The organism is Flavobacterium palustre, assembly GCF_014639535.1.
GTDB lineage: Bacteria > Bacteroidota > Bacteroidia > Flavobacteriales > Flavobacteriaceae > Flavobacterium > Flavobacterium palustre.
Window position 1 is genome coordinate 614,212 of the sequence record NZ_BMGA01000001.1, and the last position, 22,064, is coordinate 636,275.

A 22,064-nucleotide genomic window follows, 5' to 3' on the forward strand; every position below is an offset into this window, starting at 1 on the left:
AAATTATTTTTTAAGTTTAATAAAAATAAAATTTGTGAATTTGCGGTAAATATTTTCGAAATAAATCGAATAATGAAAAAACTACTTCTACATATCGCCTTGTTTTTTTCATTGATTTGTTTCTCTCAAAACGAGCAATTAGCACAGTATTACTACGACAAAGGCGATTTTGAAAAAGCCAAAATCAGTTATGAGGAATTATTGGAAAATGTTCCTCAAAACATGCAATATTTTCTTCGAACCGTAGATTGTTATCAGCAATTACAACAATTTGACGTTGCTGAAAAAGCCATTCAGAATCGATTTACCAAATACAATCAGGGCAGTCTTTTAATTGAATTGGGTTATAATTACCAATTGCAAAAGAATGATGTCAAAGCCAAAAGTTATTACGATCAGGCAATAGAACGCATTCGTAAAAACCCTAATGAAGTGTATGGAATTGCCAATACATTCGACAAGAAAGTGCAATTAGAATATGCTTTGAAAGCCTATAAAACGGCTACCGAAATCCAACCCAATTTTAATTTTAATTACCAGCAAGGTTTGTTGTATGGGCAATTAGGTAATTTCGAAATGATGATTACTACTTTTTTGGATGAAGCCTATGCCAATCCGCAGAATTCTATTTTGATTCAGAATCAATTGTCCCGTTTTATGACAGATGAAGCCAATGTGAGTTTTAGCACTGCTTTGCGAAAAGCTTTGGTTTTGAAGGTTCAAAAAAGTCAGGATTTGTTTTGGAGTCGGTATTTGAGTTGGTTTTATATTCAACAAAAAGAGTTTGCCAAGGCCTTTATTCAGGAAAAAGCCATTTACAAGCGCAATCCCGAGTCGCTTTCGACTATTCTAAATTTAGCTAATTTGGCTATTGAGGAAGAAAATCAGGAAGTAGCTAAGGAAATTCTGGATTTTATCATTGAAAACACCAAGGATTTAGGCTTATTGGTTCAGGCGCATTCGTATTTGATGGAGCTGAAAATTAAAAAAGCTACTGAGAAAGATTACGCTGCAATCAATACCGAAATAGAGGCTTTGCTGAAACAATTTGAAATAAGTCCTTTTAGCTTATCTTTGCAGCTGATTCAAGCGCATTTTGTGGCTTTCAATCTAAAAAAACCGGAACAAGGAAGAGCTATTGTAAAAAGAGCTTTGGAATTACAATTGAACGATTACGAAGTGGCTCAGGTCAAAATGGAACTGGCCGATATTTTTCTTTTCGAAGAAAAATTCAATCAGGCGTTATTGTATTATTCGCAAATTGAAACGGATTTAAAAAATGATGAAGTAGCTCATGAAGCTAGTTTGAAAGCGGCAAAAACAAGCTATTTTAAAGGTGATTTTAACTGGGCATTAAAACAGTTTAAAGAGCTCAAATCGGCAAATACACAGTTGATTGCCAATGATGCTTTAGAATATTTTTTGTTGATTAATGACAACACTGTTGCCGATTCGACACAAACGGCTTTGAAGGCTTTTGCAAAAGGCGATTATCTGTTGTATCAAAACAGAAATCAGGAAGCGATTACACAGTTTCAATTGGTTTTAAAGACATTTAAAGGTCAGGACTCGAGGGCTATGCCCGAACAGGCGAAGCAAATTGAAGCCGTAACCCAGTTGCGATTGGGTAAAATTTATGAAAAAACAGCCGAATATAATTTGGCTTTAAGCCAATATCAATCGATAATCGACCATCATAGTGACGGGATTTATATAGATGAAGCGCTGTTTTTTTCGGCAGAAATTTACAGTAAAAAGCTAAATGACCCTGAAAAGGCAAAACCACTTTATGAAAAAATAATATTCAATCATCAGGATAGTATTTATTTTGTGGAAGCGAGAAAGAAATTCCGGGAATTAAGAGGCGATAAAAACCTTTAAAAATAACAATATCAATTGCAAAAAGCAATTATCAATTACAGCTTGGATGATAAAGAATTTTGGTTCAAATCTTAATACTTAATACTCCAATCTTAATACTTTTTTTAAAATGATTATATACAACGTTACCACAAACATACACGAAAGCGTTCACGATCAATGGATGATCTGGATGCAACACAAACACATTCCGGAAATGCTGGCTACAGGTAAATTTACCAGTGCTAAATTAGTTCGTGTCTTGGTTGAAGAAGAAATGGGCGGAGTGACTTATTCAGCTCAGTTTACTACCGATAGTTTAGCCACTTTAGAAAAATTCTATCAGGAAGATGATGTAGTACTTCAGGCTGAAGGTCAAAAGCTTTTTGGTGAAAAAATGCTGACTTTCAAAACCGAATTACAAGTCATTTCTGAACACTAATTTAGAGTTCAGAATGCAGAATTAAGAAAGCAGTATTCATTCTGTTTTCACATTAAAAGCAAAAAACATGGATAAAGTAAAAGCAAAAAAACACCTCGGACAACATTTCTTAAAAGATGAAAGTATTGCAAAAGACATTGCAGATACTTTGAGTTTGGATGGGTATGATGATGTATTGGAAATTGGGCCGGGAATGGGTGTTTTGACCAAATATATGTTGGACAAGCCAATCAATACTTATGTGATTGAAATTGACACCGAATCGGTGGAATATTTGAATGCACATTATCCAAAATTGCACGGAAAAATCATTTCTAAGGATTTCCTGAAATACAATATCAACGAAGTTTTCGAAAACAAACAATTTGCCATCATTGGTAATTTCCCATATAACATTTCGAGTCAGATTGTTTTTAGAGTATTAGAACTTAAAGAACAAATACCGGAATTTTCGGGTATGTTTCAAAAAGAAGTAGCCGAACGCATTTGCGAGAAAAAAGGAAGTAAGACTTACGGAATTTTGTCTGTTTTGGCTCAGGCATTTTACGATACCGAATATTTATTTACTGTAGACGAAAATGTTTTTAACCCGCCGCCAAAGGTCAAATCGGGTGTGATGCGTATGCGCAGAAAAGAAGATTTTAGTTTGCCTTGTGGAGAAAAATTATTCTTTACGGTAGTAAAAACAGCTTTCCAACAACGCCGTAAAACTTTACGTAACAGTTTAAAAACACTTGATTTATCGGATAATTTGAGAGAAGATAGTATCTTTGACCTCCGTCCGGAGCAACTGGACGTGGCACAGTTTATCGAACTTACTCAAAAAATAGAAGCCGATGGAGTTTAAAATCAGCAAGGAATTAATTCAACAAGTAAAGGAACTCATTCAAAATAAAAGCGACCTAAAACTGGAAGCTTTATTGAATGACATTCACCATGCTGATATTGCCGAAATTTTAGACGAACTTGATTTTGATGATGCCACTTATATATTTAAGGTATTAGACAGTGATAAAACAGCAGAAATTCTTCTGGAATTAGAAGATGATTTGCGTGAAAACATATTAAGCAGGCTTTCGCCAAAAGAGATTGCTGAAGAGCTGGATGAATTGGAAACCAATGATGCAGCCGACATTATTGCCGAACTTTCCCAAGAAATCAAAGCCGAAGTAATATCCGAATTACAAGACGTTGAGCATGCCAAAGACATCGTCGATTTGCTTCGTTACAAAGAAGATACCGCTGGTGGAATCATGCACAAAGAGTTGGTAAAAGTCAATGAAAATTGGAATGTACTAACCTGTGTAAAAGAAATGCGTATTCAGGCCGAGAATATTTCCCGAGTGCATTCGATCTACGTAGTGGATGACGAAGGACGTTTAAAAGGTCGTCTTTCCCTCAAAGATTTATTGACTACTTCCACTAAAACAGCCATTAGCGACGTCTATATTCGAAAATTAAATTATGTCAATGTAGATGCCGAAGATGTTGAAGTAGCCCGTATTATGCAAAAATACGATTTGGAGGCCATACCGGTAGTGGACGAATTAGGACGCTTGGTTGGACGAATCACCATCGACGATATCGTAGATGTAATCAAGGACGAAGCCGATCAGGATTACCAGTTGGCAGCGGGTATTTCTCAGGACGTTGAAGCCGATGACAGTATCATGGAATTGACTAAAGCCCGTTTACCCTGGTTAGTTTTAGCCTTACTTGGCGGCTTTATAACAGTAAGAGTCTTAGGATTGTTTGAAGGTGCTATGCTGGAACATGGCAATCTATTCTTTTTTACGCCACTAATTGCGGCAATGGCAGGAAATGTTGGCGTACAATCCTCGGCAATTATTGTACAGGGTTTAGCCAATGACACATTAAGCGGATCTCTATTTAACCGATTGATAAAAGAAATTTCCCTGAGTTTACTAAACGGTATTATCCTGGCCAGCATCTTATTTATCGGAAGTCATTTTTTACTCAATGTAGAAGTTATTGTAGGTCTTATAGTAACTACAGCCTTAGTTTCGGTAATTGTAATTGCCTCGTTAATAGGTACTTTTATTCCCTTATTATTGGATAAATTCGGAATCGACCCTGCTTTGGCAACAGGACCGTTTATCACCACAAGCAACGATATTTGCGGAATTCTGATTTATTTTTCAATTGCCAAAATGATTTTAGGTTTTTAATATTTAGAAGATAAAAAATACGAACAACATGAAAGTACATATCATTGGAGGAGGTAACTTAGGAGCAGCTATTGCATTAGGAATGGCAAAAAATGCCAGCGAACACCAAGTTACTGTAACCAGAAGAAATACAGCCAGTATTCTCTATTTAGAAAAATTAGGCGTAACCGTTTCTTCTGACAATAAACACAACATACAAGAAGCAGATGTTATTATTTTGACGATTAAACCGTATCAGGTGGATACTGTTTTAACTGAAATTCTTCCTGTTATTTCTAATAAAATTATTGCTTCGGGAGTGAGCGGATTGTCTATTGAAGCTTTGCAAAATAAAATTGGCGAAGACCATCAGGCCATCCGAATTATGCCTAACATTGCGGCACAATACGGTGCTTCGGCTACCTGTATTTCTTTCAACGAAAAACACGCAGAACAAGGGCAAAAATTAGTAACTATTTTCAAAGAATTAGGAACAGCTCCGGTTATTGACGAGAAATTAATGGACGCGGCAACGGTTTTAGCAGCCAGCGGAACAGCTTTTGCGTTGCGTTATATCAGAGCTTCGATGCAGGCAGGAATCGAAATTGGATTTGACTGGAAAACGGCTTTGGCAATTTCGGCACAAACTGTAAAAGGAGCTGCCGAAATGGTCATGGAAGAACAAATCCATCCGGAACAATTAATCGACAGAGTAACTACACCGCAAGGTTGCACCATTACCGGATTAAGCGAAATGGAATCACACGGATTCAGTTCCTCATTAATCCGCGGAATTAAAGCGGCTGTAAAGAAAATTAAGGGAGTTTAAATTCTTTCTTTTAAAAATACAAAAAGGGCTTCTCATTTACGGGAAGCCCTTTTTTATATTGTGCTTTGTTGTGGTGCATTACTTTAAATAAATGTACAACAAGTGATTTGTAATACATTTTTTATATATTTGGCATGAGTAAAATGTGGATTTAAAGAATTTATTACGCACATTTCGCAAACGCTTCAGGCTTTACGGTGTTTTTTATATTAAACATAATTACAAATAGATTAATTATAACTGACGAATGAAAAAAATATTGGTATTCCTAATTTTAGGACTCAATCTAAATGCAAACGCTCAAGAGGCTAGTGTTGAAAAATCAATTTTTGGTATACAAGTCGGGTTAGGATCAGGAGTAGGGATTTGGGTAAATAATGAAAGTAGGTTGTCTAATAGCATCGCCTTAAGAAGCGAGATAGGATTAGAAAATGATTTTACGGTTGGTGATCATTATGACGGAGCGGGTTTTATTTTACAGCCTGTCTTAACGCTTGAACCTCGGTATTATTACAATTTAGTCAAAAGGAATTCTAAAGGAAGAAATACCGTCAATAACAGCGGGAACTACATTTCGATTAAAACAAGTTACCATCCGGATTGGTTTGTGATTAATTTAGACGATAATGTAACCAAAACAGCCGATTTGGCAATTGTTCCTACTTGGGGTATCAAACGCCAAATAGGGAATCATTTTACATATGAAACCGCTTTAGGATTAGGATACAGAGTAGTATATTTGAAAGCCAATTATACGAATGGTAATGTTCAAAATGTAGATGGTGCCCAAAAAAGAAACCAATATATTCCTTATTTACGTGTAGGGATTGGATACACTTTTTAATAAAAATCAATGTGTTTTATGGGGTCAAATCCAATACAAAAAGGGTCTTCTCAGCATAATGAGAAGACCCTTTTTATATTCCAATAAATAAAAAATTCTATTTTTTCTTAGTTTTTTTTCGGCTGTTTCAACGCCATTTCATTATCATCTAATTCCTGACCAAAATCAGGCATACCCTCTTTAGTCCATTTCAATACTCTGGCTCGGGTGTGACGGTTAGGATCGGATAAAGCGTCTCCTTTTATTTTTTCGTAATCACGGGCGTGGTAAATCATGATATCAGTCTTTCCGTCTTCAGCTACGGTAAAACTATTGTGTCCGGGTCCATAGCGTTTGAATTTTTCATTGGTAAAGAAAACCGGTTTGTCTAATTTGTTCCATGATTTTGGATCCAGTAAATCAGCTCCTTCTTTTGCCCAAAGCAAACCTAAACAATAAGTTGCATCAGTTGCGCTGGCGGAGAACGTCAGGAAAACTTTTCCGTTTCTAATTAACACCGACGGACCTTCATTTACTTTGTAAGTGTGCATTTCCCAGTCGTAATCCGGCTGGCTAATCACCACCTGCTTATCGTCAACTTTAGTTGGACTTGTCATTTTGGCAATGTACAAACTGGTATTAACCACATTTCCGGGACCTCTGTCAACCCAAATAAGGTAACGCTGTCCTTTGTGTTCAAAAGTAGTTGCGTCTAAAGCAAAAATGTCTTTTTTAGTTACAATTTGACCTTCTTCTTTCCATTCGCCTTTGGTTGGATCTTCAGAAGGGTTTGATAATGCATACATGCGGATTTTCCATTTGTCCTCGGCTGATCCGGCAGCAAAATAAACATACCACTTGCCGTCAATTCGATGCAATTCAGGAGCCCAAATATGGTTGCCCATTGGCCCTTTGTCGTGTTTACGCCATACCACAACTGCTTTTGCATCTTTGATTCCATTAATGGTTTTAGAACTGCGAATTTCTATGCGATCATACTCCGGAGCTGTTGCAATAAAATAGTAGGTTCCATCAGCCGTTTTGGTTACAAAAGGATCAGCGCGCTGAAGCGCCAATGGATTATTGAATTGATTTTTTTTCAGTTTTTGCGAATACGCCGATATTCCGACAGCTATAAAAGCCAATAGAAAAGTCAGCTGTAAAAAGTTCAAATTCTTGTTCATTTTAATAAAAATTGGATAGTCGTCAGTTTAAATGTAAAATATACATTTTTAACAAAGATAGCAATAATGTTGATTGACTGCGAGTTTTTATAAATTTTGATTACAAATCGTAAACAATTGATTACAAGTTTGCTTTTTGTAAATAAAATAATTCAAACAATTGAAAATCAGGTATTTTATCCAATAAAAATGCGTTACATCGAAAATTTAGTTAGTTGCTTTTATACAATTAAAAATAGCTGTAATTTTATAGAAGCAAACCCAATCTATCGCTACTTGACTTTTCTTAATCAATGGTTTAAGTTAAAAACTAACATTAAATATACATTATTATGAAAAAGTTATTCAACATGATTTACGACAGGATTTCCCGCTTTTTATTCGGAGACGAAACTATGGCGAGATATTAACAAAACTATGTATCAGTAAAAAAAGAGCGTATGCAAAAAACATTACTTTAAGTTTGGGTCATCCAACAACAAGCCATTTCTGAATTAATTTTAATTTAGAAATGGTTTTTTGTTCTTAGGAGATTCTAATCATTGGGGATAAACTAATAACTCTGTTTTTTTAGTATTTTTGAAAGCTCAACATAAAAATACTTATGGATATTAAAATTCTTCACATCGATAGTAATAACCCAATAATGATGAACCAATTACAGCAATTGGGTTTTATCAATCACGAAGACTTTACTTCGTCAAAGGAAGAAATCGAAAATAAAATTCAGGATTATCATGGAATTGTCATCCGTAGCCGATTTAAAATCGATAAAACTTTTTTAGACAAGGCTACCAATTTACAATTTATAGCCCGGGTTGGCGCAGGTTTGGAAAGTATTGATTGTGATTATGCTACTTCTAAAAATATTGCACTGATTGCCGCTCCCGAGGGTAACCGAAACGCAGTTGCCGAACATAGTTTAGGAATGATTTTATCGCTTTTTAACAATTTAAACCGCGCCGACAGAGAAATCCGTTCCGGTCATTGGAACAGAGAAAGCAACCGTGGGCATGAACTGGACGGAAAAACCGTGGGTATTATCGGTTATGGGAATATGGGAAAATGGTTTGCCAAAAAATTAAGAGGGTTTGATGTAGAAGTACTTTGCTATGATATTCAGGAAAATGTAGCCGATGCCAATGCGAAGCAGGTTTCTTTAGCCGAATTACAACAAAAAACGGATGTATTGAGTTTACATATTCCCTGGACTCCGGATACCGATAAAATGGTCAATGCCACATTTATCAATGCTTTTGCAAAACCGTTTTGGATTTTGAATACCTCCAGAGGAAAAAACATTGTAACAGCCGATTTAGTAGCTGCTTTAAAATCGGGAAAAGTCTTAGGTGCCGGACTGGACGTTTTAGAATATGAAAAATTATCTTTTGAAACCTTATTTCAGGACAAAACTACTCCGGAAGCTTTTCAGTATTTATTAGAAGCCGATAATGTACTATTATCACCCCATGTGGCCGGCTGGACATTTGAAAGTCACGAGCGATTAGCACAGGTAATTGTCGATAAAATTAAGCAGTTGTACTTTAATTAAAGTAAATCAGATGGTGTCGCTTTAGTATTTGGATAAAAATTCATAAATTTAATGATTGATAATCAGCTAAATATTATGATTATGGAAAATTCAAAACACGAACACTGGAATCAACCGCAATCTTTTGAAGAAGACAATAAAAGACTGGCTGCCGGTTTACTAGCCATCATTCTGGGACCTTTGGGAATTCATAAATTTCTATTGGGTTACACCAAAGAAGGAGTTATTTGGCTTTTTCTGAGTCTGATTAGCTTTGGAGCATTAACCGGTCTTTTGGGGCTTATAGAAGGCATAATCTATTTGACCAAATCAGAAGATGAATTTTTTAGAACTTATCAACTAGGACGAAAACCCTGGTTTTAAATAAAAATACAATTCCGCAAAGCCAGTTGACTTTGCGGAATTTTTGTTTACTCTCCGTTTTTTACAAAACACTTACTACTTGTAATCCGTTTTTATTGCTTACCTAATAAAAGCAAATCAGAAACCACTACTTCGGTCACATAACGTTTTTCTCCGTTTTTATCTTCATAACTGCGGTGGGTTAATTTACCTTCAATGGCAATTTCCCTTCCTTTAGTAACATATTTTTCTATGATTTCGGCGGTTTTCCCCCAGGCAATTAAACGATGCCATTGGGTTTCTTCTACTTTTTCACCTTTATCATTTTTGTAAACTTCGTTAGTTGCCAAGGTGAAATTGGCTAACTTTTTACCTCCGTCAAAATTTTTGATTTCTGGTTCATTTCCTAAATGACCGATCAACTGTACTTTGTTTCTTAATGCATTCATGGCGTATAAAATTTAAATTGTTAATGAATAAAATGATATTAGAATTGTCGTTGCTATTCTTGCTTTTCGACAGTACAAAGTTGCAACCAACGCAAACATTTATTCGGTTAGCATCTATTTACTTTCGACTATAAATATTTGTAAACGTTTGTAAACGGATACTTTTTTTTCGTATCTTTCAGCAAATCAATCCTTTTATGCAAGCAGAAATCAACAAAGTCGAACTACGAAATCTGAAAATTCAAGACTATAAAGAATTAAAAAATTCGATGATTGAATCTTATCCGGAAATGGTTGACGACTACTGGAGAGAAGCCGATATTAAAAAATTACTCAAAATATTTCCCGAAGGACAGCTGGTTATTTTAGTCGATGATATTGTAGTAGGCGCAGCATTATCGATTATTGTACCGGAAGATTTAGTAGATCAGAACCATGATTACGCTAAAATTACAGGCAATTATACTTTTTCTACCCATACTTCCAAAGGCGAAATTTTATACGGAATTGATGTTTTTGTGGTGCCCAAATACCGTGGTTTACGCTTAGGACGTCGTTTGTACGATGCCCGAAAGGAAATTTGCGAACAGCTCAATCTAAAATCTATTGTGTTTGCCGGCAGAATTCCGAATTATGCCAAATATGCCCATGAGATTAATCCTAAAACCTATATTGATAAAGTTAAAAGAAAAGAAATTCACGATCCCGTACTATCGTTTCAATTGAGCAATGATTTCCATATCATGCGGGTGATGAAAAACTATCTGGAAGGCGACAGAAAATCCAAAGAATTTGCCGTTTTATTAGAATGGAATAACATCTATTACATTGAAAGTCCTAGTATTATTAATACCGAAAAAACAGTTATCCGACTGGGTTTAATTCAGTGGCAAATGCGCCCTTTGAAAAACCTGGAAGCGCTGTTTGAACAATCCGAATTTTTTATTGATGCCGTTTCGGGCTACGGCAGTGATTTTGCGGTTTTTCCTGAATTATTCATAGCTCCCTTAATGGCCGATTACAATCATTTATCTGAAGCCGACGCCATTCGGGAATTAGCAAAATATGCCGAACCCATCCGTAAAAGATTTCAGGAATTAGCCATTTCGTACAACATCAATATCATTAGCGGAAGCATGCCTAATTTAGTTGACGGAGTGCTATACAACAGTGGTTTTCTTTGCAAAAGAGACGGTACTTTCGAAACCTACACTAAAATCCACATCACACCAAACGAAGTTTTTCACTGGGGAATTACAGGTGGCAATACCATTCAGACTTTTGATACCGATTGCGGAAAAATAGGAATCATGATTTGCTATGATGTAGAATTCCCGGAACTTTCCCGATTAATGGCCGATGAAGGCATGAATATCTTATTTGTTCCTTTTCTTACCGATACTCAAAACGGATACACCAGAGTAAAACACTGCGCACAGGCAAGAGCCATAGAAAACGAATGCTATGTTGCCATTGCCGGTTGTGTGGGAAATTTACCAAAAGTGAACAACATGGACATTCAATATGCGCAAACAGCTGTTTTTACACCTGCCGATTTTGCTTTCCCAAGCAATGGTATCAAAGCCGAAACCACTCCAAATACCGAAATGACCCTGATTGTTGATGTCGATTTAGATTTATTAAAAGAATTACACGAACACGGCAGTGTTAAAATATTAAAAGACCGTCGTCACGATTTGTATCGAATTAAAAAACTAAAACATTAACTATGAACAACCAATTGTATGACATAGAAAATTTACGGTTTCCTATAGGAGAATTTCTAAAACCGAATGCTATAACTCAGGATCATTTGGACAAATGGATTTCAGCTATTGAAAGTTTTCCTCAAAAAATAGATGAACTGACTAAAAACCTTTCGATAAAAGAGTTAAACTGGATTTACAGACCCGATGGCTGGAAAATAAAACAAGTAGTACATCATTGTGCCGATAGTCATATCAATAGTTTTGTTCGTTTTAAATTGGCACTCACTGAAGAAAATCCAATAATTAAACCTTATGAGGAAGACCGATGGGCTGAACTTATCGATGGAGTTTCGGATGATGTAACAGCTTCGCTGCAAATAATTCGGGGCGTTCATGCGCGTTGGGTTTTGCTATTAAAATCATTGGGAGAAAAGGAATTAAAAAGACTATTTATCCATCCGGCAACAAATAAAACCTTAAGCTTAGAGGAAGTTATAGGTATTTATGCATGGCACTGCAATCATCATTTAGCACATATAGAACAAGCCTTGTTGTACAAGGGACAATTTTAAAATTTATGGTAAAGAACTGTTTAGAATGCGGTGAAAAAATTATCGGTCGCGAAGACAAGAAGTTTTGCAGTGATGGCTGTCGCAATGCCTACAACAACAAAATGAATAAAGACAGTAACAACTTTATGCGCAATGTCAACAACAAATTGCGCAAGAATTACCGTATCCTCAGCGAACTCAATACCGAAGGAAAATCAAAAACGACTAAAACCAAATTATTAAGTAAAGGCTTCGATTTTGATTTTTTTACCAATATTTTAAAAACTAAAACCGGAAACACATACTATTTCCTATATGATCAGGGTTATATGTTATTAGAAAATGATTTATACATTCTTGTCAAAAAAGACAATTAGTCGCCCACCCCAAACCTAACCAAAATGAAAAAAGACCTGTCTTCTGTAATTTACACCTTATTTTTTATAGCCGTTCTGAGCCTGATTTATCTCAGCATAATGCCCCGATGGACTTTTACAGACGAAGAAACCCTAACAGAATTTTCGACAAAAAGAGCTTTGACTCATGTAAAAACCATAAGCCAAAAACCTCATTATGTAGGTTCGGAAAACCACAATCAGGTAGCCAATTATCTGCAAAACGAACTGACAAAATTAGGTTTAAAACCAAGCATTCAGGAAGGATACACCTTAACCGATTGGGGAAATTTAACTAAATCCAAAAACATAATCGCCCGAATTGAAGGAAGTAAAAACACTAAAGCCTTAGTATTATTATCGCATTATGACAGTGCTCCACATTCGGCATCACCCGGAGCCAGTGACGATGCTTCCGGAATTGCAACTATTTTAGAAAGCCTTCGTGCTTTTTTACATAATAAAACTCCGCATCAAAATGACATTATTATTTTATTTACCGATGCCGAAGAATTAGGTCTCAACGGTGCCGCTCTTTTTGCAACTCAGCATCAATGGGCAAAAGATGTGGGTTTAGTACTTAACTTTGAAGCTCGCGGAAGCTCAGGTCCAAGTTATATGTTGATGGAAACCAACAATGGAAACGCGGGAATGGTTCAAAATTTCGCCGCCGCAAATCCTACTTTTCCGGTATCTAATTCATTAATGTACAGCATTTACAAAATGCTGCCTAACGACACCGACTTGACTGTTTTTAGAGAACAAGGCAATATTCAGGGATTTAATTTTGCTTTTATCGACGGACATTACAACTACCACACTGCGCAGGACAACTACAATAATTTAGACCCAAATTCCTTGGCTCATCAGGGTTCTTACCTGATGCCTTTGTTGAATCATTTTTCTAATTCTGATTTGAATACTACCAAATCCGTTGAAGATTATGTCTATTTTTCGATTCCTTTTAGTTTTATCAATTATCCTTTTAGTTGGGTAATTCCAATGGTAATCATTGCTTTCGGTCTTTTCTTTTTCTTTATTTTCTTAGGAATTGCCAAAAGAATTCTAACATTCCCAAAAATGCTTCAAGGATTCATTCCGCTATTGGGTGCCGTTTTTTCGGCTGGATTAATTACTTTTTTGGGCTGGAAAATACTATTACAAATCTACCCGCAATACAATGATTTACTAAATGGCTTCACCTACAACGGACACGCTTATATTGCCGCTTTCGTTTTATTAAGCATTGCCATTTGTTTTGCTTTTTACCATTTTTTCACACCTAATAAAATTACTGCCAATCATTTTGTAGCTCCTATTTTCATTTGGTTACTCATCAATACCGGCATTGCTTTTAATTTACAGGGAGCCGGATTTTTAATTATTCCTGTTTATTTTGGCATTTTTATGTTTGGTTTTTACATCCTTACCCAAAAATACAGCCCTGTTTTCAACCTTATTTTAAGTATTCCGGCCTTATTAATCATTGCTCCCTTTATCGAAATGTTTCCGGTAGGATTAGGACTAAAAGTATTGTTTGGTAGTGCCGTTTTAACCGTTTTATGTTTTGGGTTACTATTACCTACTTTGGGTAATTATGTTCAAAAAGGAAGCTGGTCTATTCTTTTCTTATTGGCTGCTATTGGCTTTTTTGCCAAAGCACACTCTAATGCTGATTACGAAAAAGGAAAAGCAAAATCAAACAGCCTGGTTTACCTTTATGATGCCGATACCAATAATGCGCAATGGTTAACTTATGATAAAAACCTGGATTCCTGGACGAAAAACTATTTGGGCGAAGACCCAAAAACTCCCAAAAACATTAGTGATATTCCGCTTTTTAGCAAATACGATTCGCAATTTACCTTTGCAGCTCCAGCGCCTATACAAAGGATTCCGCAGCCTACTATCGAATTCCTGACCGACAGTATTGCTGATAATCTGCGCTATTTAAAGATTCGAATTTCACCGAATCGAAAAGTCAATCGCTATGATATTTTTGCCAATGAGAAAATGGATATATACAATATCAAAACCAATGGCGTTTCGCATTTAGAACAAAACGGAAAGATATTTAAAAGAGAGGGCAAAAAATTACTCAGCTATTATGTAGTCGATAACGAACCTTTACTTCTGGAATTCAACATCAATGTAGCCACAGTTTTTGACATGAAACTACTGGAAAGCTCCTTTGATTTAATGCAAAATCCTTTATTCAACATGAAAAAACGTGCCGACTGGATGATGCCAACACCATTTGTACTGAATGATGCCGTGGCAATTAAAAAGACTATTCGTCCGGGCTCAAGAGTAGTTCAAAAACCGACACCAATTACAGAACAGCAATCAACAGTTCGAAATTCATACAAAACCGTTAACACTTCGGTTGATAGCACAATAATCGAGTAATTGATTACCGTAATATTTTTGATTTTTTAATCGGTTTGGGTATGAATTACTTCAGTCTCGCTTTTGCCAATACCTTATTAGCAGTTGCTCATTTGTTTTTGGTTATTATTTCAAATGCGTTTTGAAGAAAGTTTCTAATTTGTCAAATGGGATAATGTTAACATTGTCGTATAAATCTACATGAACCACATTTGGAAGAATCATTAATTCTTTAGGCTCGTTAGCATTCATAAAGGCTGTTTCACTAAAATAGCGTGAATGTGCTTTTTCACCTGCTATTAATAACATCGGACGTGGAGATATTTCTTTGATGTACGTTAATATCGGCATATTCATAAATGAAAGAGCATTTGTTAATCGCCAACCTTTTGTTGAATTTAATGAACGTTCATGATATCCTCTTACGGTTTTATAATAGTCAAAATAGTCTTTCACAAATTGTGGTTCACTGCCTGTTAATTTTCCCGGAAGATGAGTAGTTGGATATTCAAAATCGCCACTTTCTGCATCTTTCCATCGCTGTTGTCCCAATTGTTCCAATGTTTTGGTGCGTTGTTCAAGTGTTACTATATCGTTGTACCCTTTGGATATTACCCTTGTCATATCGTACATACTTGTTGCGGCTACAGCTTTTACTCTTTTGTCGATAGCCGTTGCATTTAGTGCAAATCCAGCAAAACCACAAATTCCTATGATGCCGATTTTTTCTCTATGCACATTTTTTTGTAATCCTAAAAAATCTACTGCTGCACTAAAATCTTCGGTGTTAATATCAGGCGATGCTACATTTCTTGGTTCGCCACTACTTTCGCCTGTGTAAGATGGGTCAAAAGCAACCACTGCAAAACCACGTTCTGCCATTTGATTAGCGTATAAACCTGATGATTGCTCTTTTACCGCACCAAATGGTCCGCTAATTGCCAATGCAGCTAACTTTTCTGTTCCTACATTTTTGGGTAAATACAAATCACCTGAAAGTGTGATTCCATAACGGTTTTTGAAACTTACTTTTTGTCTGGTTACTTTATCACTTAATTGAAAGGTGTAATGTTCTGTTGCTGTCATTTTATTTTGATTTAAATTAACTTCTTTATTTTGTGCAAATACTTGTCCAATAAATAAAAAGGAAAGTATCATTACTACTGTTTTTAATTTCATCACTAATTTGTTTTAAATTACAGAGGCAAAATTAGAACAGATCAATAAGGCGTTGTTAATAAAAATCAAATTGAAAATTAAGAATTTCAAACAAATTTTTCTCTAAGAGTTTTTGGATTTGTTCCTGTAATTCTTTTAAAAAAATTATTAAAATAAGTTGGATACTCAAAACCAAGTGCGTAGGCAATTTCAGAAATATTCCAATCGGTATGTTGAAGCAAAGCTTTTGCTTCCGCCACAACTCGTTCAGTAATATGTGCAGTAGTTGGCTTACCGGTAACTTCTTTTACAGAACGGTTTAAATGATTGACATGGATATTAAGCTGTTGAGCATAATCTTGTGCTGATTTCAATTTTAGCGGTTGGTCGGTTGTTTCAATTGGAAATTGCCTTTCCAATAATTCAAAAAATACGTTTGTAATTCTTGCCGATGAATTTTTATTTTGATTCATATTTTCAGCAGGCTGCAACTTCAATGATTCATGTATTATCAAATTGATATAGTTGCGAATAAGTTCGTCCTTGTATGTGTAATCACTTTTTTGCTCTTCAATCATTTTTTCAAAAAGTGTATTCAAAAACAACCGCTTTTCGTCCGAAATTTTTAGAACAGGCGTTCCTCCAATTTTAAAAAATGGAGAATTGTGTAAACTTTCAGAACGTTCGGATTGTTTTAAAAATTCTTCCGAAAAAAGTATGGTATAACCCACATAATAAGTAGTTAATGTTTCCCAAGAATAGGGAATATGTGGGTTACCAAAAAACAAAATACTTCCTTCTTGCTCAAAACTTTTGTCTGCATAATGAATTTTACTTTTACCTGTTGTTAGGCATATTTTATAAAAATCCTTTCTGCTATAAATCCGAGTTGCACTACTGTCGTCATCAATCTTAAATGCCCGAAAGCCTTTCAATTTAAGTTCGTTATTAAATTCCGACAATACTCTTATCTGTTTTTCTTTCATTCAGCAAAATTAAGAGATTCAAACAATAACACATCACATTTATTTAAAACTTTCTTCACAATTATATGTCGGTTTTTTTTATTGGTATCGGTTTTAGAGTTTCCACTAACATTATTAGTATTATTTCGATGCAGTTGGCCTAAAATATTACATCCTACAAAATATCCGCACAAGAAAAAACCTCCGATAATCGCACGCCTTTTTCGGTATGTTTCACGGTGATAATCTCGTTGTGCGCATCATGTTCCAGAAACAAATAGTAGTTATTATCGGCAGCAGCGTTCATGAACTTTGTTTTTTCGTCCATGGTCAATAATGGTCTGGTATCATATCCCATCACATAAGGAATAGGGATATGTCCGGCTGTAGGCAACAAATCGGCACAAAAAACAATGGTTTTCCCTTGATATTGAATATGCGGAATCATCTGCTTCTCAGTATGACCATCGACAAAGAAAATCCCAAAATCCAACTCGGATCTTTCCACAAAATCACCTTCGGCTCTTTTTATAAAATGTAGATGACCACTTTCTTGCATTGGCAAAATGTTTTCAGACAGAAAAGAAGCTTTTTCACGGGAATTAGGCTCGGTAGCCCATTTCCAATGATTTTCATTGGTCCAAAATTTGGCGTTTTTAAACGCAGGTTCAAATCCTGTTCTGTCCTTATTCCATTGAATCGCTCCACCACAGTGATCAAAATGAAGATGAGTCAAAAAAACATCGGTAATATCATCCCGATGAAAACCATATTGAGCCAAAGACTGATCCATAGAATGCGTTCCCCACAGTGAATAATACCCAAAAAACTTCTCGGATTGTTTGTTACCCATTCCGGCATCAATCAATATCAGGCGATTGCCTTCTTCAATCAACAAACAACGGGCGGCTATATCAATTAAATTATTAACATCGGCCGGATTGGTTTTGTTCCAAATGGTTTTTGGCACTACACCAAACATTGCTCCTCCGTCTAATTTAAAATTTCCTGTTTCTATAGGGTAAAGATTCATTGCAGTATCAAATAAAAAATTCAACAATAAAACTACTAAATAATTGTAGTTTCATTGTTGAATCCGTATGCTTTTTTATAACAAAAGTTTTATTCCTTTAATTGGGCAAATAAACTTTCCAATTGAGGATGAGCTATTGTTTGAAATTTTTTATTTTTAATCATTGTATTAATAAAATCTATTCGGTTTTCGGTCACCGGATGTGAACTTAAAAACTCTGGTATTGTATAAGAATGTTGCTGTTGCAATCGTTTGAACAAATTAGCCATTCCCTGAGGATTAACTTTGTTTTCCAACAATATTTTAAAACCATCAGCGTCGGCCTGATGTTCAAATTCTCTCGAAAAAGACAAAGATTGCAAGCTGTTTACATTGTCTCCTATAGTTGCCATAATTCCGTTAGCATCTCCTAAAATTACCGAAATAAACAAATAACCCGACAAACTGCGACAAAGCATTTTCATCGAATGACGGTTATTAACATGGGAAGCTTCGTGACCTAACAAACCTACTAATTCATCATAATTTTTCATCTCTTGGAGAATGCCAGTAAAAACAACAATACTTCCGTTAGGTAAGGCAAAAGCATTTATTTCATTAGATTTTACAACGGTAAATTTGAGCTTCTTTGTGTTATGTAGCTTCAATTCCTTTGCAAAATCATTTAGTAATTTTGTTTTTGTCGAATCAACATTCATAAAATATTGATTTCCTACCCAAGCCGAATTTCCTAATTCATTATCATACTCTTCAGGAATTAAACTCACCGATTGTTCAGCCGCCCAAGGAATAATATAGACATAACACAAACCTATAAGCGCCATAATAACTACAGCTATACCCATATGTGCCGCAAAACCGATATCAATCAACTTTTGATACCAGCCAATTTGTCCATTAGCTTTTCTGAAATTTTGAATTAAATGAATAAAATTGGCATCCTGGATTTTAATATGCTGCAAAACTTCTGCTCCATGTTCCAAGTGTAATCCTGAAGAACGCTTTTCAAACGTTATGTCTGCAACAAGCCATTTACATGTTGAACCATCAGCTGACTGAAATTCCAATGTTCTGTTAAAACTGTTCAATGTCAATGTTATCTGTTGTGGAACAGACGAATTTCCGTCATAAAAAACAGCTGTTGTTGTATTATTCATAACATTACATTATGGTGTCAAGATTTAAAAAATCACTTAAATCTTCGCCAGTTGCATCTTTATAATTTTCTTCTGTTTGAGTTAAAGCGTCCAAATTAATATTGCCTTCGGCCTCAATGTTTTCAAAAATAAATTTTATGGTGCGGGTTGCAACCCAGGCATAAGCCAATCCTAAAGTAAAGACTAACAACAGAATATTAGTTACAATTAGCTTGAAAAAACCACCAGCCGTTGCTGTTGAATTAAGATAAATCTTAGCATCGCCTCTTTTTAAACTTAAATTATTTACATAATACTCAAACAACTCTTTTTGCCACCAGAAACTATAAATACCTAAAGTAACAATCGTTAATAAATAACCTTTAATGTTAAGAGCAAAATACTCTGCACCGTCGCCATCATATTGAAATTCAACATCTCCAAAACGAACATTTCCTAGTAAATAATTTCGCATATTCATAGCCATCCAGGGTCCGTAAATCCCTAAAGTAATGATGGTAAAGAAAATCCATTTAAAAAACAACAATGTAAATTCTTTTCTATCGCCCCGGTATCCAAAACGAATTCCTCTCCAGGAACTGCGAGACATTCTGTAACGATATGAACCATGAATTGCAATTGGAAGTATAGCAATTAAACCTATGTAAAACACCAACAAACCAAGTCCGGGCATTTGTTGAACAATACACAAAAAAAGCACCCCATACAATATTAAAAACACCAAAATCGCTTTTAAAAACCCTTTAAACATTTCTTTACCAGTGCCATGAAAAGCAAATGAATCTTCATTAAGAGAAGTAGAATTATAAACATACTGCAGCTGTTTGGCTTTTGCCCAGGGATAATAAAATCCTAAAGTAATTACTGTCAATAACCAATTGACCATTATAATTCCAAAAAAATCACTTCCCTTTCCATTGTAATTTAATGAGTACGCTACTCTTTTTTCTAAAGATTCTTCCATAATTATTTATTGTTTTTCTGATTAAAAAATAGATTATAAAAATATACTATTTTTTTTACTAAACGAAAAAAATAACTATTATCTATTTCCTTATTAGTTATAAAAATGTTATCTGTTGTAGAATACGGTTTTTATGCCTTATCTTTGCAGTTAATTTAGACAAAATCAACACACAATGATAAAGGTTTCTGATACTGCCAAAAAGAAAATCATCGACTTGATGACAGAAGATGGTTTTGATGCCGCCACAGATTATGTAAGAGTAGGTGTTAAAAGCGGCGGATGCTCGGGCTTATCTTATGATTTAAAGTTCGACAAACAAAAAGACGAAAACGACAAAATATTTATAGACAACGGTATAACTATTGCTGTAGAAAAAAAGTCTTTTCTATATCTCGCTGGAACTATTTTAGAGTTTTCAGGAGGATTAAACGGAAAAGGATTTGTTTTTAACAATCCAAACGCAACCAGAACTTGCGGATGCGGAGAAAGTTTTTCTCTATAAATCTTTTGAATCGAATAAATGATTAAAACCAATTTAAAGAACTTTTAGTCTTTAAATTATTCACCTGAGCTTGTAAAGCGAATGGACGAAATAATCTTTAAATAAACAAAATGAGTAAATATACTGAAGACGATTTAAAAATCGAACTCGAAAACAAAGAATACGAATACGGATTTTATACCAATCTTGAATCGGAGACGTTTCCTGTTGGTTTAAATGAAGACATTGTTCGTGCCATTTCTCAGAAAAAAGGCGAACCTCAATGGATGACCGACTGGCGTATTGAAGCCTTCAGAGCTTGGGAAGAAATGATTGAACCGGAATGGGCTAATGTACGTTATGAAAAACCGGATTTTCAGGCCATTTCCTATTATTCAGCTCCTAAAAAAGCCGATCCAAATAAAACACTGGACGATGTAGATCCGGAATTATTGGAAATGTATAAAAAATTAGGTATCTCAATCGATGAGCAAAAAAAGCTGAACAATGTAGCCATGGATATTGTAGTTGACTCGGTTTCGGTAGCTACAACATTCAAAAAAACATTAGGCGAAAAAGGAATTATCTTCATGAGTATTTCTGAGGCTATCAAAGAACATCCGGACTTAGTACGTAAATATTTAGGAACAGTGGTTCCTCAAAGAGACAACTTTTATGCTGCATTAAATTCAGCTGTTTTCTCTGACGGATCTTTTTGTTACATCCCAAAAGGAGTAAAATGCCCAATGGAACTTTCTACTTATTTCCGTATCAATCAGGCAGGAACAGGACAATTTGAAAGAACCTTAGTTATTGCCGACGAAGGAAGTTATGTTTCTTATCTGGAAGGTTGTACTGCCCCAAGTCGTGACGAAAATCAATTACACGCTGCGGTTGTCGAGCTAATTGCTCTGGACGATGCAGAGATTAAATATTCTACAGTTCAAAACTGGTTTCCTGGAAACAAAGATGGAAAAGGTGGTGTTTTCAACTTTGTAACCAAAAGAGGTTTATGCGAAACAAACGCTAAAATTTCATGGACTCAGGTAGAAACAGGTTCTGCCGTAACCTGGAAATACCCTTCTTGCGTATTAAAAGGAGATAACTCGGTAGGTGAATTCTATTCGATTGCCGTTACTAATAATTTCCAACAAGCGGATACCGGAACAAAAATGATCCATTTAGGTAAAAACACTAAATCGACTATTATTTCCAAAGGTATTTCAGCCGGAAAATCACAAAATAGCTACAGAGGATTAGTTCAAATTAGCCCACGTGCCGAAAATGCCCGTAACTTTTCTCAATGTGATTCCTTATTAATGGGTAACAATTGTGGGGCACATACTTTCCCTTATATCGAAAGTAAAAATCCATCAGCTAAAATTGAACACGAAGCAACAACTTCTAAAATTGGTGAAGATCAGGTTTTCTATTGCAACCAACGTGGTATTCCTACTGAAAAAGCCATTGCGTTAATTGTAAACGGTTTCAGTAAAGATGTACTGAATAAGTTACCAATGGAATTTGCGGTAGAAGCTCAAAAATTATTAGAAATCTCATTAGAAGGTTCAGTAGGATAAAAATTAGTTTAAAGTATAAAAAACACATTCA

The 22,064-nt window shown here is 35.3% G+C and carries 21 protein-coding genes; 14 read left to right on the forward strand and 7 right to left on the reverse strand.

Annotated features, from left to right (window positions below; all coding sequences use genetic code 11):
* Positions 1 to 72: 72 nt before the first annotated feature.
* From IEV84_RS02525 to IEV84_RS02550, 6 genes are all read left to right on the forward strand, one after another.
* Positions 73 to 1,881 carry a tetratricopeptide repeat protein gene (locus IEV84_RS02525; RefSeq protein ID WP_188492087.1) on the forward strand — a complete coding sequence of 603 codons (1,809 nt, stop codon included), beginning with the start codon at positions 73 to 75 and terminating at the stop codon, positions 1,879 to 1,881.
* A 109-nt stretch (positions 1,882 to 1,990) separates the two neighbouring features.
* Entirely contained in the window at positions 1,991 to 2,302 is a 312-nt protein-coding gene (locus tag IEV84_RS02530) for a DUF4286 family protein (RefSeq protein ID WP_188492089.1), read from the forward strand.
* A 67-nt stretch (positions 2,303 to 2,369) separates the two neighbouring features.
* A complete protein-coding gene (gene rsmA, locus IEV84_RS02535; protein ID WP_188492091.1) occupies positions 2,370 to 3,149 on the forward strand; it encodes a 16S rRNA (adenine(1518)-N(6)/adenine(1519)-N(6))-dimethyltransferase RsmA in 780 nt (259 codons plus the stop codon).
* Complete coding sequence (gene mgtE / locus IEV84_RS02540) at positions 3,139 to 4,491, forward strand: magnesium transporter (RefSeq protein WP_188492093.1); 1,353 nt, start codon at positions 3,139 to 3,141, stop codon at positions 4,489 to 4,491. Before rsmA ends, mgtE begins: the two co-directional genes overlap by 11 nt.
* Before the next feature lie 28 nt (positions 4,492 to 4,519).
* Positions 4,520 to 5,299, forward strand: coding sequence for a pyrroline-5-carboxylate reductase (gene proC / locus IEV84_RS02545; protein WP_188492095.1), 780 nt, complete (start codon positions 4,520 to 4,522; stop codon positions 5,297 to 5,299).
* A 247-nt stretch (positions 5,300 to 5,546) separates the two neighbouring features.
* Entirely contained in the window at positions 5,547 to 6,143 is a 597-nt protein-coding gene (locus IEV84_RS02550; protein WP_188492097.1) for a hypothetical protein, read from the forward strand.
* Positions 6,144 to 6,250: 107 nt separating this feature from the next.
* On the opposite strand, the gene IEV84_RS02555 is transcribed toward IEV84_RS02550, so the two are convergent.
* Entirely contained in the window at positions 6,251 to 7,306 is a 1,056-nt protein-coding gene (locus IEV84_RS02555; protein WP_188492099.1) for a glycoside hydrolase family 43 protein, read from the reverse strand.
* A 604-nt stretch (positions 7,307 to 7,910) separates the two neighbouring features.
* Here IEV84_RS02555 and IEV84_RS02560 point away from each other — a divergent pair.
* Positions 7,911 to 8,858 carry a 2-hydroxyacid dehydrogenase gene (locus IEV84_RS02560; RefSeq protein ID WP_188492101.1) on the forward strand — a complete coding sequence of 316 codons (948 nt, stop codon included), beginning with the start codon at positions 7,911 to 7,913 and terminating at the stop codon, positions 8,856 to 8,858.
* An 81-nt stretch (positions 8,859 to 8,939) separates the two neighbouring features.
* Positions 8,940 to 9,221: a TM2 domain-containing protein gene (locus tag IEV84_RS02565; protein ID WP_188492103.1), complete on the forward strand. Its 282-nt coding sequence runs from the start codon at positions 8,940 to 8,942 to the stop codon at positions 9,219 to 9,221.
* A 92-nt stretch (positions 9,222 to 9,313) separates the two neighbouring features.
* Here the strand turns inward: IEV84_RS02565 and IEV84_RS02570 are convergent, their stop codons facing one another.
* A complete protein-coding gene (locus IEV84_RS02570) occupies positions 9,314 to 9,649 on the reverse strand; it encodes a single-stranded DNA-binding protein (RefSeq protein WP_188492105.1) in 336 nt (111 codons plus the stop codon).
* Positions 9,650 to 9,846: 197 nt separating this feature from the next.
* Between IEV84_RS02570 and IEV84_RS02575 the strand changes: the two genes are divergently transcribed.
* The 4 genes from IEV84_RS02575 to IEV84_RS02590 are packed head-to-tail and all read left to right on the forward strand — an operon-like array spanning position 9,847 to position 14,713.
* On the forward strand, positions 9,847 to 11,376 hold the full coding sequence (locus IEV84_RS02575) for a carbon-nitrogen hydrolase family protein (RefSeq protein ID WP_188492107.1): 1,530 nt from the start codon (positions 9,847 to 9,849) through the stop codon (positions 11,374 to 11,376).
* Between the two features lie 2 nt (positions 11,377 to 11,378).
* On the forward strand, positions 11,379 to 11,930 hold the full coding sequence (locus IEV84_RS02580) for a YfiT family bacillithiol transferase (RefSeq protein WP_188492109.1): 552 nt from the start codon (positions 11,379 to 11,381) through the stop codon (positions 11,928 to 11,930).
* Between the two features lie 5 nt (positions 11,931 to 11,935).
* A complete protein-coding gene (locus IEV84_RS02585) occupies positions 11,936 to 12,286 on the forward strand; it encodes a hypothetical protein (protein ID WP_188492111.1) in 351 nt (116 codons plus the stop codon).
* A gap of 24 nt (positions 12,287 to 12,310) precedes the next feature.
* A complete protein-coding gene (locus tag IEV84_RS02590) occupies positions 12,311 to 14,713 on the forward strand; it encodes a M20/M25/M40 family metallo-hydrolase (RefSeq protein ID WP_188492113.1) in 2,403 nt (800 codons plus the stop codon).
* Positions 14,714 to 14,818: 105 nt separating this feature from the next.
* Here IEV84_RS02590 and IEV84_RS02595 read toward each other — a convergent pair whose 3' ends face one another.
* The 5 genes from IEV84_RS02595 to IEV84_RS02615 form a co-directional block, all read right to left on the reverse strand.
* On the reverse strand, positions 14,819 to 15,871 hold the full coding sequence (locus IEV84_RS02595) for an alpha/beta hydrolase (protein WP_188492115.1): 1,053 nt from the start codon (positions 15,869 to 15,871) through the stop codon (positions 14,819 to 14,821).
* Between the two features lie 86 nt (positions 15,872 to 15,957).
* The gene (locus tag IEV84_RS02600; RefSeq protein WP_188492117.1) at positions 15,958 to 16,836 is read right to left on the reverse strand and encodes an AraC family transcriptional regulator; all 879 of its coding nucleotides are present in this window, start codon (positions 16,834 to 16,836) and stop codon (positions 15,958 to 15,960) included.
* A gap of 154 nt (positions 16,837 to 16,990) precedes the next feature.
* A complete protein-coding gene (locus IEV84_RS02605) occupies positions 16,991 to 17,848 on the reverse strand; it encodes an MBL fold metallo-hydrolase (RefSeq protein WP_188492118.1) in 858 nt (285 codons plus the stop codon).
* Between the two features lie 89 nt (positions 17,849 to 17,937).
* Entirely contained in the window at positions 17,938 to 19,005 is a 1,068-nt protein-coding gene (locus IEV84_RS02610) for a M48 family metallopeptidase (protein ID WP_188492120.1), read from the reverse strand.
* 4 nt (positions 19,006 to 19,009) lie between these two features.
* The gene (locus IEV84_RS02615) at positions 19,010 to 19,969 is read right to left on the reverse strand and encodes a YjgN family protein (protein ID WP_188492122.1); all 960 of its coding nucleotides are present in this window, start codon (positions 19,967 to 19,969) and stop codon (positions 19,010 to 19,012) included.
* A 175-nt stretch (positions 19,970 to 20,144) separates the two neighbouring features.
* On the opposite strand from IEV84_RS02615, the gene IEV84_RS02620 reads away from it, so the two are divergent.
* Positions 20,145 to 20,474 (forward strand): HesB/IscA family protein, encoded by a 330-nt coding sequence (locus IEV84_RS02620; RefSeq protein ID WP_188492124.1) that lies wholly within the window; start codon positions 20,145 to 20,147, stop codon positions 20,472 to 20,474.
* A 110-nt stretch (positions 20,475 to 20,584) separates the two neighbouring features.
* Positions 20,585 to 22,033 carry a Fe-S cluster assembly protein SufB gene (gene sufB / locus IEV84_RS02625; protein ID WP_188492126.1) on the forward strand — a complete coding sequence of 483 codons (1,449 nt, stop codon included), beginning with the start codon at positions 20,585 to 20,587 and terminating at the stop codon, positions 22,031 to 22,033.
* The last annotated feature ends 31 nt before the right edge of the window (positions 22,034 to 22,064 follow it).